The 14,951-nt window shown below is 41.1% G+C and carries 13 protein-coding genes and 1 riboswitch; all 13 genes read right to left on the bottom strand.

Annotated elements, in window-relative coordinates; all coding sequences use genetic code 11:
- Positions 1-231: 231 nt before the first annotated feature.
- The gene (locus tag KHA93_RS21540) at positions 232-1,023 is read right to left on the bottom strand and encodes an energy-coupling factor transporter transmembrane component T family protein (protein WP_213112595.1); all 792 of its coding nucleotides are present in this window, start codon (positions 1,021-1,023) and stop codon (positions 232-234) included.
- Complete coding sequence (locus KHA93_RS21535; RefSeq protein ID WP_213112594.1) at positions 995-2,644, bottom strand: ABC transporter ATP-binding protein; 1,650 nt, start codon at positions 2,642-2,644, stop codon at positions 995-997. The genes KHA93_RS21540 and KHA93_RS21535 overlap by 29 nt, the downstream gene beginning before the upstream one ends.
- The gene (locus KHA93_RS21530) at positions 2,641-3,219 is read right to left on the bottom strand and encodes an ECF transporter S component (protein WP_213112593.1); all 579 of its coding nucleotides are present in this window, start codon (positions 3,217-3,219) and stop codon (positions 2,641-2,643) included. The genes KHA93_RS21535 and KHA93_RS21530 overlap by 4 nt, the downstream gene beginning before the upstream one ends.
- Before the next feature lie 187 nt (positions 3,220-3,406).
- On the bottom strand, positions 3,407-4,006 hold the full coding sequence (locus KHA93_RS21525; protein ID WP_432806331.1) for a YkoF family thiamine/hydroxymethylpyrimidine-binding protein: 600 nt from the start codon (positions 4,004-4,006) through the stop codon (positions 3,407-3,409).
- Positions 4,007-4,288: 282 nt separating this feature from the next.
- Positions 4,289-4,397, bottom strand: a riboswitch (TPP riboswitch).
- 145 nt (positions 4,398-4,542) lie between these two features.
- Positions 4,543-4,926, bottom strand: coding sequence for a hypothetical protein (locus KHA93_RS21520; protein WP_213112591.1), 384 nt, complete (start codon positions 4,924-4,926; stop codon positions 4,543-4,545).
- A 17-nt stretch (positions 4,927-4,943) separates the two neighbouring features.
- Complete coding sequence (locus KHA93_RS21515) at positions 4,944-5,432, bottom strand: DUF3995 domain-containing protein (protein ID WP_213112590.1); 489 nt, start codon at positions 5,430-5,432, stop codon at positions 4,944-4,946.
- A 98-nt stretch (positions 5,433-5,530) separates the two neighbouring features.
- Complete coding sequence (locus KHA93_RS21510) at positions 5,531-6,229, bottom strand: hypothetical protein (RefSeq protein WP_213112589.1); 699 nt, start codon at positions 6,227-6,229, stop codon at positions 5,531-5,533.
- A gap of 68 nt (positions 6,230-6,297) precedes the next feature.
- The gene (locus KHA93_RS21505; RefSeq protein WP_213112588.1) at positions 6,298-8,259 is read right to left on the bottom strand and encodes a PrsW family glutamic-type intramembrane protease; all 1,962 of its coding nucleotides are present in this window, start codon (positions 8,257-8,259) and stop codon (positions 6,298-6,300) included.
- Positions 8,260-8,427: 168 nt separating this feature from the next.
- Entirely contained in the window at positions 8,428-9,708 is a 1,281-nt protein-coding gene (locus tag KHA93_RS21500) for an SH3 domain-containing protein (protein ID WP_213112587.1), read from the bottom strand.
- A 463-nt stretch (positions 9,709-10,171) separates the two neighbouring features.
- On the bottom strand, positions 10,172-11,035 hold the full coding sequence (sigJ, locus tag KHA93_RS21495) for an RNA polymerase sigma factor SigJ (protein ID WP_213112586.1): 864 nt from the start codon (positions 11,033-11,035) through the stop codon (positions 10,172-10,174).
- Between the two features lie 55 nt (positions 11,036-11,090).
- Positions 11,091-12,287, bottom strand: coding sequence for an NAD(P)/FAD-dependent oxidoreductase (locus KHA93_RS21490; RefSeq protein ID WP_213113081.1), 1,197 nt, complete (start codon positions 12,285-12,287; stop codon positions 11,091-11,093).
- 373 nt (positions 12,288-12,660) lie between these two features.
- On the bottom strand, positions 12,661-13,524 hold the full coding sequence (gene sigJ, locus KHA93_RS21485) for an RNA polymerase sigma factor SigJ (RefSeq protein ID WP_213112585.1): 864 nt from the start codon (positions 13,522-13,524) through the stop codon (positions 12,661-12,663).
- 55 nt (positions 13,525-13,579) lie between these two features.
- Positions 13,580-14,776, bottom strand: coding sequence for an NAD(P)/FAD-dependent oxidoreductase (locus tag KHA93_RS21480; protein ID WP_233711270.1), 1,197 nt, complete (start codon positions 14,774-14,776; stop codon positions 13,580-13,582).
- Positions 14,777-14,951: the final 175 nt, after the last annotated feature.

Raw genomic sequence — 14,951 nt, 5'->3', positions numbered from 1 at the left:
CCCTCCATTTAGACTTCAATTAATACGATAAAATATTTTTAAAAAAAACACAGCTTTTTAAAATTTATCCGGAGCTTAACCTCTATATATCTACTTCAAAATTCATATGTTTCAAGACGATTGCAAATTCTTTATATCTAAGTTTTTCATAAAAAGAAGCCCCATTTACATGAGAATAAACATGGCGCTTACTGTTTATAAAGAATATCGGTCGTAAAATATTTTCTTTTTTTATATAACACCAATTCCCCGAAACGTTCCAAGCAAGACGGAAATGAACAAGCTGACAAAAAATAAGCCAACCATTATACACAAGAATATCCAATCGTGATGGCAAACTGTCATTTTGTGAAAAAATGTCCGATTGCGTGACCCGGTAAATCCTTTTGATTCCATAGCAATCGCTGCGCGTTCTGCCTTCCGGATTGCGCTCGCAAGTAAAGGAATCATGCATTTTATCTTTGCAGCTAGTTTTCCACGCACCCCTTGCATACGATTGACACCTCTAACTTTGTGAGCATGACGGATAATTTTTAATTCATCATTTAAAAGAGGCAAAAAATGATAGCCTGCAAGGATACCATAAGCCAGTTTTGGGGGCATTTTACATTGCTGGACAAGACTTAAAATAAATTTAATCGGATCGGTTGTCATAATGAAAAGAAGAGACAAACAAGAAAAGCACAATACCCGCAATCCAAGGGCCAATCCGGTGTATAGACCATAGTCTGTGATGACGACAGTTCTCAACGTAATTAAAGAGACTGGCTTTATTTCCGCAGGGGGATGGAAAAATACAGCTGTTGTCCATATATAACCGAATGCCAATATAAAGAAAGGGAGAAAAAAGAGCAACCATCTTTTCAGGTTTACCCTTCCAAAAATAAAAGTAACGGTCAAAATAAAGATCCATAATATGAATGGCGTCACAGGATCAAATACAAATGAAAGACATAACACAAGAATAATGACCGCCAATGCCTTTATGCTTGGGTTAATGGATTGAAGTTGCAAAACGTTCACTCCGTAGCTTCCATTGTTTCAAAACTTCATATCTTAACGGCAGCTGGAGCTGAGCTTTTTCCAGCACTTCTTTCGGTCCCGAGAATAGTTGATACGGAGTTCCTTGAAAAATGACTTCCCCATCGACTAACACAATGACATGATCAGCATATGAATCTAAAAGCTCCATATCGTGGGTGATCATCAGGGCTGAAACCCCAGATTGAATCCGGCTCTCAATCATATTCATTAACTCTTTTGTCGTATTGGCATCTTGTCCATATGTAGGCTCATCAAAAATAATAAAAGATTGTTCATCTACAAGCATCGTTGCTACGCTTAATCTCCTTTTCTGACCTTGGCTTAACGAGAAGGGATGATGATGTTCCACATGCTTTAACCTGAACGAGGCGAGCACTCTCTCAATTATCTCGTCCATTCGTTTTTCATCCATTCCTTGCATTTTCAGAGAAAAAGCCACTTCACTGTAGACCGATTCAGTAATAAATTGATGTTCCGGGTTCTGAAAAACATACCCTATATTTTTACTAAGCTCCAATTCTGAATAGGCAGTGAGATTTCGGTTTTTCAATAAAACTTCTCCAGAAGTCGGCTTTTCCAGTCCGCTCAATAAATAGGAAAGTGTCGTTTTTCCGGCACCATTGTGACCTACAATCGCCGTAAGGGCACCTTCTGGAATGTTAAAATTAATGTTTTGCAAAATAGGAATCTTCTTCCGTGAGAAAGAGATATTTCTTGCTTCAAGTATGCTTTCTTTATGCGGACTTGATGTTTCAATCATCTCTTGCACTTCGTCCATAGTCTCAATAAGTTCCTCGACGGTAAAAGGGACTATATTCGAAGTTAAGAATTGTTCCTTGAATAATAAAGTTTGCGGCAACCAGATTCCCAGCTCTTTTAGCTGTTGCAAATGAGAACGGAAGCAGCTTCGAGGATGCCCGTCAAACATGATTTCCCCGGAATCAGTAAGAATTAAACAACGATCAGTAAAGTTAATCCAATGATCGAGCTTATGCTCCATAATGATAAGGGAAAACTGTAATTCTTTTTGCAGACGCTGAATGGTATTTGCAAAATCTTTTGTCGACAAAGGATCGAGAAGGGCAGTCGGTTCATCTAAAATAATTAACTTCGGTTTCATCGCCAAGACACAGGCCAAGGCTACTTTTTGTTTCAATCCTCCAGAAAGGGTAGCTATATTAGCAGACAAATAGTTTTCTATTCCCATTAACCTCGCTGCCCATTTAACCCTCTCGTCCATTTCAGCCCGAGGCAAATTGATATTTTCCAATCCAAAAGCAATCTCATCCTCAACTGTCATCATACAGAATTGGGTTTCCGGGTCTTGGAAAACAACTCCAACATATTGATTAACTTCCCCAGGTAAGTACTCTTCTATTTTTTTGCCAAGAAAATAAATATCACCTGAACTTATTCCATCAATCGATCTAGGAAAAAGCCCATTGATACATAGTGCAAGTGAACTTTTCCCAGATCCACTAGGACCCAACAACAAGATCGTTTCACCTGTTTTCATTGAAAAAGAAATGTCGTTCAGGATAGGAGTTTCTGATTCAGCATAAGAAAAGGAAAAGTGACTTACCTCCAGTAAATGTTTCATGCCGCCTTTCTCCTATTCCTTTCTTTTCCAAGTGCCATTCCATTTAGTACTCCTGTCTTTGCTAATGTATCACTTATATATTTCCCTAATAATCCCGCTAACAAAGCTCCAGATACTATCCTAATGATAAACATCCATAATACATATTGCGGTGAAAGTGCTGCAAACCCGGAGAGGAAATAGCCCCACGCAAAACTGAAAACGGAGGACCCCATTCCAGCTGCCATTAAAACCCAGACGGAATATCTTTTCCACCCTGTGGCCGCAAAAATGAGTTCCGCACCCAACCCTTGAATCATTCCAGAAAGTATCAATCTCGGTCCATTGACGTTTCCTATTAATACCTCAACAAAAGCAGCAATGGTTTCGGAAAGAAATGCAGCGCCTGGTTTTCGGATTATATAGGCTGAGATGATGGAAACAATAAACCATATTCCAAAAATCGGCTCATACCCAATCGGTCCCATGAAGCCAACCATGATATTTCCGACTTGGAAAAACAATAAATAGACAATGGCAAAGACTACGGCCAATGTTGACATGACAACAATTTCACGCAAGTTCCATTTAAACATGTTCACTCCTCCTAATCTGACGTACTCTAAATGCGTGTTCAAAAAGGAGGATAAAAAGGACCAAGATTTTCTAGGCGGTGCAGTTTCGAGCAGCGGAATGTATGCTTTTAGATACATGAGCAGCGGAGAAACAAGCCAACGAAGAAAATCGCAGTGTCATTTTTACCGGACTTTTTGAACATCCTCTTTATGCTTTCTTTCTGGACGGACTATTCGCGGCAATATTAACAGTCATCGTGACATGGCTTACTTTTTCCTGAGTGGCCATAAATGAATCTTCCAATGTCGCAAAAACATCATGTGCGTTCCCATCAAGCCTGCTCGCGTAGTGAATGCCTCCCGAAAATGTTCCCTTTACCTTTGCAATCTCTACCACATCTGCAATTAAATCCATATAGCCTGAATTATTCATAGGGTACAGTGCAAACTGTGTCGGCGCTTCTATTTTTAACTCAAACAAATCTGCTTCGTTGCTGCGCACATCATCTACCATCATATACGAATCCCCTTCTGAATCTCCGGGACAGCCAATTGAAAAAGTCCCGTTCAAGACAACGTGTAACCCTGTTTTCGCCGCGTGCAGGTAGACACACTTCGCAACATCGAATACATGGACCGCCTTCCCGCGAATACACGTACTAATATCATCCGTTTTCAACCATACTTTCGATGTGTCCGTCTCGTTTAAAGCACCCTTGATTACATCGACAAACTGGTCACTCATTGGGTAGAGTGAGAACCTGAAACCAACAATACGACTTTTACCGCAAATAGATTGTGACAACACACATACCTCCTGTTTTGTTTTTTTACAATGGCTATTTTCTTAAGGCTTGTTGTTTTTGTAAAAGCCCAAGATCCGGCTTTTACGCCTAATAAGGAAGTTTAACGGTTCTTATTAAGCCGGTAGCTCTTTTCCCATTTTAATATCAGTTCCAAGGATAAAATTTATTTCTCGTAATTGAGATTTACATCTAAATACAATATTGTTTTGGAAAAGAGCCTTTACAATAAAAAAACTGCATCTTAATGGAAGATGCAGCAATACACGGAATATCGAAAAGATAACCGTCATAAAGCCGCACTTCCCCACGCTGGCATTATCCAGATCGGGTAATAAGGGATTAGAACGCTCCTCCTCGTTCTTCTCAGCCTTTGCGGCTCCCCTAGTGCAACATAAATTATGCAGTTTTTATTGTCGACCCTTATGGTAGCTGGTAAATTTGAAAAAGTAAATATTCCCAAGTACCTATGAAATAAGTCTTGCTATCCATATTTATTTAAAACGAGCCGATTGCTTAATTATTTTATAAAAATCCTTTTTTACTCATCTGCAGTGCTCAGTAAGCCCATAAAACTTTTCCTGTATCTCCAAATTAATATGACCTCAAGCAAAAAGAGTATTAAAGCTAGCGGAAGAAGTGCATGATCTACAAAAATATGAAACGCTAGAATATTAATGATGATTGGTGCTAAAATCGTTAATGCTAAAGGTACCAAACGGCGAATTATTAGAAGGATTCCACAAACAATTTCCGGTGTTTTTTCCATAGCGAGTAAATAACCTGTTCCCAGAAACTCCATGGCCTTTGGACTAGTTGGAAAAAGAGGATTGAATCCGAACAAAACGATATACCCATTCAGCCCAGCACATAAAAAGATCAAACCGAGCAGTAATTCTGATACTCGAAAAATATTAATCTTCATAGTTTCAGCTCCTAGCATTAATTTTGTCTGTAGTCAGCTGAAGTATTTTTCTCTTTATTAAACTTTATGCTAGATAAAATAAACAAAACCCCTCCTAGCATCCAAAACGGCTCCCAGAAAAAGAGTCTCCACTTAAGAGCATAGCCTTCAATCTGCATTGACAATAGTCCAGTAAAAGCAAGGGAAAGAGATACAAAGTTTGCAAGACCGTACAAAAACAAAAAAACTCCTCCGATTAAAGCTATGTAATATAGTATGCGATGCACTTTAATCGACCAATCCTTTAAAAGTAAAAGCAAAAATAGTCCTCCACCTAGCTTCATAAATCCGGTTAACCAAACAATTACTATAAAACTCGCTTCCCTCTTCAATGCATGCTGATAGATTGAACCGCCTAATGATTTTACTCCTACCATCCCTCCTAGTGCCCAATAAAAGCTCATTAACCCAAAAAGAACACACCAAATGAATCCGGAATAGACATAGAGTTTTTTCCTTTGAATCATTACAATCACAACCAAACATTTTGATAAGGACTTCATCTAATTTATATTTATTAAACTTGTACCTTATACTCCATTTACCGTACCACCATTTAGCTGGTCTAAATCTGTGTAAGAATATATACAAGTGGATTTGAACGATCTTTTGTCCCAAAAAAATATAAATAATTTGCTAGAAAAAGCTCATAATAACGATGCTTCGAAGGCTCCGGTTTCCCTCTTAAGCTTATTATAGTTTGTAGGGGAGCATCCTCTACAATTTCAAATTTCATCCCTTCCATCATCTGCATAAGAAAAAACATGGGAATTGAATTCATGTAAGTTGCCGGTGCTTCATCGTCCAATAACCATCTAGGATTACCACCTAGTTTATTATGACCAAGATGGATATCTGATGTAGGTATAAGGTTCCAGCGTTTAAACCGAACTCTCTCTTTATAATCTTTTCTCATGACACCTTCTTTTGTTTCAAAAATATTTATTTTAAAGTTTTTCTGATAAGCTTCAAGAAAGCCTTTTGGAATATTTATTCCTGGCAAAACCTCTTGCAGCATTTCCGGAATAAGATGTTCTTCATGTGCACAAGAAGTACAGGCAAACACAGCCATCGTAAAACCATGCCAAAAATGTTCCTGCGGAAATGCAATTTGAAAATAGAAAGTTTGTTTTGCGCCGCATAATTGGCAGACTGGGATTTCCATTGACTCAGGAATACAAGGTTGGCCACCAATAAAAGATGAATCATTTTCGTTTTGTTTTGTATCGACTGAATCAACCTCTAAAACATAGCTAGACTCCATTTCTTTTCATCTCCCCGTTCAGAATTACAAACTTACTTTTCCATTCAATGCCTAGCATGTTCATCCATTTACGGATTCTGAAAAACTCTTGTGATTGTCTGACCATCAATTCTTACATTATATACCACTTCATAAGGTCTTGTTGAACCACTCGCATATTTCGGCACAACACGAACAAAAACAGTTTTACCTGCTTGAACTTCATCTGCAATCATTCCTTCAAATTGCGCGAATTTCCCTCTATTAATGCTCAAGTTTTGCGGAAATATATTGCCCGAGAACCTTGAACCTAGACCGCCAAGATTGTTACCAATTCCATGACCGGCATCGTCTGTTTGTTTACCAAGAGATCGTGCGTATCTTCTTGAAGCGTCATTTGTAGCTGTCCCCTTTTTAAGATGACTTATCTTAGCAAAAACAGAGCGTAGTTCCCCCATACTCCCATGCGTTGTTCGATAAGTTAGTCCGCCTTTCGTTGTAAACTCATGTCTTGTGAACCCTTTTGCAGTTTTTAAAACTTTTGCTGAAACAATCTTACCAAATGGAAAACGTCTTAATCCAAGTGTAAAAATGGCTGCTGCTGCATATTCAGGTGTAAGTAGTTTTTTGGGATTTCTGAGAATGTCCGATATTTGATGTCCGCTTGCCACAACTCCCATACCCATTGAAACAGCACCAATAGCCGACCAGATTCCTAAGAATGGGACAGATAAGGCAAATGCTCCAGCAATAATAATTCCCTTCTCCCATCCAGATAATCTGTCCCACCAATTTTGCAAGGAATCAAATAAACAGGCAAAGCAAGTTTCATAGTTGCTGTATATACTTTCCCATCCACCAATAACAAGTGCAACCAATACCGTTATAGCAATAATCGTTAACACTCCATAATACTTCTGAACGTTTGTCTTCAATAAAGGTATACGGTCCTTTGCTTCTGCATTACCGTGTATGAATGTAAAAGCCAGTTCCCTGCGTTCACGATAAAAAAATAATAAATAACCGAATCGTTGTCTATCCTTTAGTAATGCTACTATCAGATTCCAGAGTTCGGTAAAAGGATTTATTATTTTTTCGTATTCAAGCAAAGGTATTTTTTCACGAACTCGATTCAATTCCCAATAATCAATAAGTAAAGCAGCAGTGAGCATTAATAAGAATAATGGTTTCGCGGCATAACCGCTCCCTAGTATTTTATGAATACTTTGTAATAATTTAGGAGCTTGATAACTAGCATTCCATAAAATATGATCATAAACGGCCATAAATAAAAGGAATCCGGGAAAAATGTAGAAATAATTCATAAATTTTTGTTTATATCTAATCGCTATTCCGATTCCCAATGTCACCATTGCAGTTAATAACGCATGTCCCGAAGTCATTTGAGTTGGAAAAATACTTTCTTCGAAATAACCAGGAAATAATGTAAATAAATCCCAATGCAGAACTTTTCCACCGAGTAATGTTACACCATAATGACTACCAGAAATTAATCTTCTCGTTACTTCCTCTACAAATTGAAAACCAGCTCCTGAAGCAGCACCGATAAGGGCAAAGTCACTTAAGCTTAAAGCTGAAGCCCGTCGAGATAAAAATAGATAGACTGCGAGCGGAATTAATTTTAATACTTCTTCAGCAATAGGTGTTAAAAAAGCTTGACTCCATACATTTGAGGCTTGCCCACCGAAAACCCACGTAATCGCTAGGACAATGAATGAATTCAACGGTACGATCAACCAACCCGTTGCCAGAAAAAAATATGTATATTGTTTCCAAGATAATGTTTTACTGCGACATAGCAACCAAAATTGTAAAATCACATAAAATGACCAAAAATACTGGACGAATATTTTACGTGAGTCTTCCATGAAAAATAAGCTGAGAACAAAGATAATTAAAGAAACCCAAGAAAAAATAGTATAAATAAATACAACAGATGGATGTTTTTGAGTCCACTCCTTCAAAGTTTGATGAGTGGACTCAAATATTCCTCTTATGTTTAATCTAATTTTTTCGATCCTACTCGTCATACTTCTTCACCCCGTTATACGAGTTTGATGACCACTTTTTAGATTAATAGACATAAATTTCCAGAATCATCTGTATATGGTTTCATACTATACCGTATAACGTAATGCATTGAAATAGGTCGAATTTTTCATATTTTACATATGACATAGGTAGGAGCATCTCTTAATCTATTGTCCTAAAAAACCGTAATACTCCTCCATAGTTTTCCCACTATTAAAGATTTTTGTTGCCCGCTCTACTCCGACATAGCGAAAATGCCATGGTTCATACATATAGCCTGTTACGGATTCCTTTCCTTTTGGATAGCGCATGATGAATCCGAAGCGATGGGCGTTTGCCGCTAACCATTTTCCTTCCGCTGTTTTATCAAATGACTCCGTTAGCCAATGAGCTTGATTCGGTCCTCCAATATCAAATGTGAGACCTGTTTGATGTTCACTATGTCCAGCTTTCGCACTGAATCTTGATGCTTCTGCTTCCCCGTAAGTTTTTACATAGCGGTTATATAAGTTTTTCTGATATTCATATGAGCGAAAGCCGCTGATCACTTGGAAGGTAATATTTTTCTTTTTGGCATCGGTAAGCATTTTGTTGAATGCAGCTCTTGCCTCTTTGCTTTCACCCGGATTATACGTTGATGGTAGTGCATAGCGTTTATTGACAACAATAATTCCGTCAACGTACGTGATCCCATTTTTAACGGTTAATTTAGGATTATCACTTGTTAGTAGCTTTAAATATTGTGAGTTTACGTACCCTGTTTTCCCTGCATAATTCACCTTATACCAAGTGCCATGTTTCGAAATAAGCGTTACTTCTTTTCCTTTTGGAATTATCGTTATCACTTTGTATGTGGTTCCTGCACCGGTTCGCAAATTTAAGTTGTCGGTTGTGGCATATTTTACAGTTTGTGGATTTTCTTTTGGTGTTGTGGTTGATGTGACTTGTTTTAAATAGGCAGAACTGACAAATCCAGTTTTTCCTGAATACGTGACTTTGTACCATGTTCCGTGTTTTGAGAGGAGAGTCACTTGCTTTCCTTTCGGGATGACCGTTACTACTTTGTACGTTGTTCCCGCACCCGTTCGCATATTTAAGTTGTCGGTTGTAGCATATTTTACAGTTTGTGGATTTGTTTTTGCTGCAGAGGTTGATGTGAGTTGTTTTAAATAGGTTGAACTGACATATCCTGTTTTACCTGAATAGCTGACTTTGAACCATATTCCATGTTTGGAGATGAGAGTTACTTGTTTTCCTTTCGGTATTACCATTATTACTTTGTACGTTGTTCCAGCACCGGTTCGCAAATTTAGATTGGCCGTCGTTTGGTAGCTTTCATTTGCAGCGAAAACTACACTGGAACCATTTAAATTAAATGACTCATATCCTAAAGGCATCAACGCTAGCAACAACGCAGCAAGGAAAATGAATATCCTTTTCGTAAACAATTTTTTCCCACCTTATGAATGTATTTGTCCATAGTCCCTATGAATATACAACTCTTCTTACTATAAATTAGACGAGAGAAAAAACGTTTTGATACTATAAATCTAAAATTTGGGCAAAAACAACCACTTCCCACTCGAAAAGGTACATTAACGAAAAACCCACCTTTGTTATTGGCTACCTAATGGGGGAACTTTTGAAGTGCAAAAACTGTAAATTACAATCAAAAAACAGAGTAAATCACAAAAATCTAACAAATTAATTCTTATATCAATTCACATTAAAAGAGCTTGGGGTCCCAAGCTCTTTTCACTATATTTACTCAACAAAGACTTCCCTTGTTATCTCAATGCTGAAATATTAGGTTCGGGTACAAGTTGGTTAATCAGTTCTCGATCGTCCATACTGGATCAAAGTTTAAAAGGTATAGATCCACATACACGTTAAAGGCACATAATCGACTATCTAAACTCGGGTAAGCTTATCTGGGTTTACTACGATGTAGAATCTGGCAAGCTTTTCTCGGCGGAGTTGTATAAATATAGCTGCCACTGTTTCGTCACCCGAACGGAATATGATACCAGTCTCACCGTTCAGAGAAGCAACCTCGGATTGAAGACCTCCCTGATAATAGTGCTTTATTCTGCCGAAAGCGCCGGCCAGGATTCGGGCCACTTGATCTCGCGATTGAATCGGACGCCGTGCCGCGAATACTTTTCCGCCACCATCGGCGACGTACATGACATCTTCGGTCAGCAGAGAGAGCACATGATCGATGTTGCCTTGCTCGAGGGATGTGATGAACCTGCTGGCCCATTCCACTTCGACCGCTTTGGTTGCAACCGTCTCCTCCACAGTTATTTCCATCTTACTTCTTGCGCGGCTCATCAGCTTACGGCAATTCGCCTCTCGCTTGTCGAGAAGCTCTGCTATTTCAGAGTAATCGAAGCCTAACGCCTCCCGTAGGACAAAAACCGTCCGCTCTGTCGGTGTCAGCCTCTCCAACAGGACGAGCATGGCGTAAGACAGCATATCGCGACGGACGACCGTCATCTCGATCGTATCCTCCTCCGGCGTCCGAATCGGTTCGGGGAGCCATGGACCGACGTATACTTCCCTCATCTTTCGTGCCGACTTCTGGAGATTGAGACAGCGATTGGTTACCATTTTGCACAAATATGCCTTTGGCTCCTCCAAACGTTCGACATGTACTTCGTACGCTTTAAAAAATACGTCTTGTACCGCATCTTCCGCCTCTGCAACTGAGCCTGTCAACTGATAAGCCAGCGTAAACAGTAGCGCTTTATATTGGTCATATAGCTCTTCCATCGCTATTTCTCCTTTTCTGGCTGTAAGAAATATTGCAATCTTGGTCTCTTTGTTTTTATAGAAGCTTACTGCCTGCTTTCCATGCAATATTCCTGAATTTCCACGCAGGTTTTCCCGTTATAACCATATTCAGTCCCCATTTGCGTCCCCATACCAATCCGCGATTTTCCCCCAGGCCGATACAGAAGAGATCCATAATCGAGGAAGAAGATTTGTGAACCGGCGCAGTGCGGCCCTCCAGATCGGCTATTACGATTTTTCCCAGTCGATCTGCCTGTAGCCCACAATCTGCGCACCTCATCCCATCTGCCTTGCCGGTTTTCGGATCGACAATTCTTGTACAGTCACCAATGCTGTATACGCCCGGTGCCCCTTGGACGCGGTAAGATTCATCCACCAGCACTTGCCCATCAGGAGTAAGTGGCAAGCCCATAGTGCGAAGAGCTGGATTCGGAATCAGACCAATCGTCCATATGCATAGACCAACCGGCAGACGATCTCCATTGTTCAACATCACCACTCCTGCTTCTTCCCACATAGCCTTACAGTTGTAAAGCACTGTCACTCCACATTCACCAAGTATCTGATTTAATTTTCTTCCAACTTTTTTGGGTCCTTCCAGGAACAATCGTTCCTGTCCATTCAATAAATAGACAGAGATTTCGGACGGGTTCAGTCCTAGTGCTGATGCTTCCTTCTGCATCTCAAGTGCCAACTCGGCGGATGTCTCGACGCCACTGATGCCCGCCCCCGCAACTGCGACTGTCATCAGGCGATTTCGTTCCTTAGGATTTGTCTCACCAACAGCTTGCCGTAGATTGGCGCGCCAGCACTCCCGGATGACTGCTGCGGATTGCAGATCGGTTAAAGAAATGCCACCCTGATTAGGATCCGGTTGCCTAACGACGCTACCGACAGTTACAACTAAAAGGTCATAATGAATTCGGACATCATTTCCTTGCGCATCTGTATATCGAATCTGTTTTTCCCCACTATCCACGAACGTAACCATACCTTGCACGAATTCTACTCCTTCTGAAAACTCATAATGTGTCCAGGGAATCATAATCTCTTCCTCACCCACGGCAGGCCGGAACAACAGTACTTTGCGCATATGACCGGGCTGCTTGTCGATCAGGACAAACCGAATCTGCCGTCCGTTCGCTATTCTCCGTGTCTTTTCCTTTATTGCTTTGAGCGCTCCAAGCCCTGCATGGCCGCCTCCAATAATTATACATGTCAAGTCGTTCATCATTCCTCAGCTCCTTTATTACGTTTCATACATATAACAATGTAAGGCTCTGATTTGTGACATCGGAAACGCTGAATGAGAATACCTTGCATGGGGCGGATGACTATCAACGCCATCCAGCATCAATCATGCCACATACCTTGTGCGGCATGTGGCAATAAAAATGTACACCCTATGGTTTTGTCTATTTAAAAGCTTCATGATTTTTAGCATTCAAATAGACTTCCCTAAAAAATATTACTTGTCATCTCAATGCTGATATATTTGGTTCAGTTCGGGTACAAGTTGGTTAAGCAGTTCTCGATCGTCCATACTGGAACATCGTTTAATAGGTATTAATCCACATCCACGTTCAAGACATGTAGTCGACTTCCTAAACTCTAGTAAGCTTATCCGGATTTTGTACGATGTAGATTCTGGCAAACTTTCCGCCTTGGAGTTGTACAAATATAGCAGCTATTGGTTCATCACCAGAACGGAGTACTATACCGGTCTCACCGTTAAGAGGGGTAACATCGAAGCGAAGATTTTCCTTATAATTGGCCGCGATCTTTCCAATTCCGATGAGGAGGACTCGGGCCACGTGATCGCGTGTTTGTATCGAACGCTTAAGCGCTTTTACTTTTCCGCCTCCGTCAGAGACAAGCAGGGCGTCTTCAGTCAGCAGAGACAGTATAAGATCTAAGTTACCTTGCTCAAGGGATGTAAGGAACCGGCTAACCCATTCCAATTCGACCGCTTCAGTCGCGACCATATCCTCCTCCGATAGTCCTATCTTGCTTTTTGCACGGCTCATCAGCTTGCGGCAATTCGCCTCTCGCTTGTCGAGCAGTTCGGCTATTTCGGTGTAATCGAAGTCTAGCGCCTCACGTAGGACGAAAACTGCCCGCTCTGTCGGTGTTAGCCTTTCCATCAATACGAGCATAGCGTAAGACAACAGATCGCGGTGGACGACCGTCGTCTCAATCGTATCCTCCTCCGGCGTCCTAAACGGTTCGGGTAGCCATGGACCGACGTATATTTCCCTCCTTTTTCGTGCCGACTTATGCAGATTGAGACAGTGATTGGTTACCATTTTGCACAAATATGCCTTTGGCTCCTCCAAAAGTTCGACATGTACTTCGTAGGCCTTAAAAAATACATCCTGTACAACATCTTCCGCGTCTGCAATAGAGCCCGTCAACTGATAAGCCAGCGTAAATAGTAGCGCTTTATATTGATCATATAGTTCTTCCATCGCTATATCTCCTTTTCTGGGCTGTTAGAACTATTACATCTTTCTCTCTTCATTTCTATCGAAGCATACTGGTTTTGTCCTCTACGAACTTCTTGATTTTACCCGGAAGCTTTCCTGTCATGACTATGTCAAGTCCCCATTTACGTATCCAAAACACCCCTTCTTGTCCCAGACCTATATTGAAGGCATTATCCATATTCGGTTTGGACGATTGGTGAATTGGCGCGGGACGGCCCTCCAGATCGGCCATCATGATTTTCGCCAGTCGAAGCGCCTGAAACGAACCTTCAAAGCACGTCATCTGGTCCTCCTCGCCGGTTTTCGGATCGACAATTCTCGCACAGTCGCCAATACTGTATACGCTCGATGCTCCTTTGACGCGATAAGATCCATCTACCAGTACTCGACCATCAGAAGTCAGCGGCAAGCTCATGCCGGACAGGCCCGGATTCGGTATCAGACCAATCATCCATATACAGATGCCGACTGGCAGACTGTCGCCATCGCTAAACAATACTACTCCTGCTTCCTCCCGTAACACCTTGCGATTGTTAAGCACTGTCACTCCACATTTACTGAGCTCCTGAACCAGCTTCCGTCTATATTTCTCCGACACTTCCGGGAGCAGGCGTTCCTGTGAATTCAGTAAATAGACAGAGGTATCGGATGAATTCAGTCCGAGTGCCGTTGCTTCCTTCTTCATGGCGAGAGCTAGTTCTGCGGACGTCTCAATGCCACTGATTCCCGCTCCCACAATCGCGATTGTTGTCAGCCGCTTTCGTTCTTCGGGGTTCGTCTCTTGAGCCGCCTTTCGCAGATTGGCACGCCAGCGCTTCCGGATGTCCGCCGCAGCTTGCGGATCGATCAAGGCGATGCCGCCTTGATTGGGCTCGGGTCTCCTTACGATGCTGCCTACCGCCACGACTAAAAGGTCGTAATGAATTTGAGCATCATTTCCTTGCGCATCCTTATATCGAATCCGTTTTTCCCCACTATATACGGAGGTAACTGTGCCTTGCACAAATTCGAATCCATCTAAAACTAAATCTTTCCAAGGAATCATAATTTCTTCCTCAACCGTAGTCGGGCGAAATAACCTAAATTTGCGCAAATGACCGGGCTCCTTGTCGATCAGAACAAACCTAATCTGCCGCCCATTCGCCATGCCTTTGCTCTTTTCCTTTATTGCTTTGAGCGCGGCAAGTCCTACATAGCCGCCTCCAATGATTATGCATGTCAAGTCGTTCATCATTCCTCAGCTCCTTTTTACGTTTCATACATATAACAATGTATGACTCTGATTTGTGACATCGGAAACGATGAATGAGAATCCTTGCATGGGGCGGATGACTATTAATGCTCTCCAGCATCAAGCATGCCACATACCTTGTGAGCATGTGGCAATAAAAATGTACACCCTATGGTTT

Source organism: Lederbergia citrisecunda, assembly GCF_018343695.1.
GTDB lineage: Bacteria > Bacillota > Bacilli > Bacillales > Bacillaceae_C > Lederbergia > Lederbergia citrisecunda.
This window is presented reverse-complemented; position numbering and strand designations above follow the sequence as displayed.

Coding starts and splice junctions, on each gene's coding strand:
- sigJ (WP_213112586.1), bottom strand. CDS start 11,035: ATGGAAGAGCTATATGACCAATATAAAGCGCTACTGTTTACGCTGGCT.
- KHA93_RS21505 (WP_213112588.1), bottom strand. CDS start 8,259: ATGACGAGTAGGATCGAAAAAATTAGATTAAACATAAGAGGAATATTT.
- KHA93_RS21535 (WP_213112594.1), bottom strand. CDS start 2,644: ATGAAACATTTACTGGAGGTAAGTCACTTTTCCTTTTCTTATGCTGAA.
- KHA93_RS21480 (WP_233711270.1), bottom strand. CDS start 14,776: ATGATGAACGACTTGACATGCATAATCATTGGAGGCGGCTATGTAGGA.
- KHA93_RS21490 (WP_213113081.1), bottom strand. CDS start 12,287: ATGAACGACTTGACATGTATAATTATTGGAGGCGGCCATGCAGGGCTT.
- KHA93_RS21520 (WP_213112591.1), bottom strand. CDS start 4,926: ATGAAGATTAATATTTTTCGAGTATCAGAATTACTGCTCGGTTTGATC.
- sigJ (WP_213112585.1), bottom strand. CDS start 13,524: ATGGAAGAACTATATGATCAATATAAAGCGCTACTATTTACGCTGGCT.
- KHA93_RS21515 (WP_213112590.1), bottom strand. CDS start 5,432: ATGATTCAAAGGAAAAAACTCTATGTCTATTCCGGATTCATTTGGTGT.
- KHA93_RS21530 (WP_213112593.1), bottom strand. CDS start 3,219: ATGTTTAAATGGAACTTGCGTGAAATTGTTGTCATGTCAACATTGGCC.
- KHA93_RS21510 (WP_213112589.1), bottom strand. CDS start 6,229: ATGGAGTCTAGCTATGTTTTAGAGGTTGATTCAGTCGATACAAAACAA.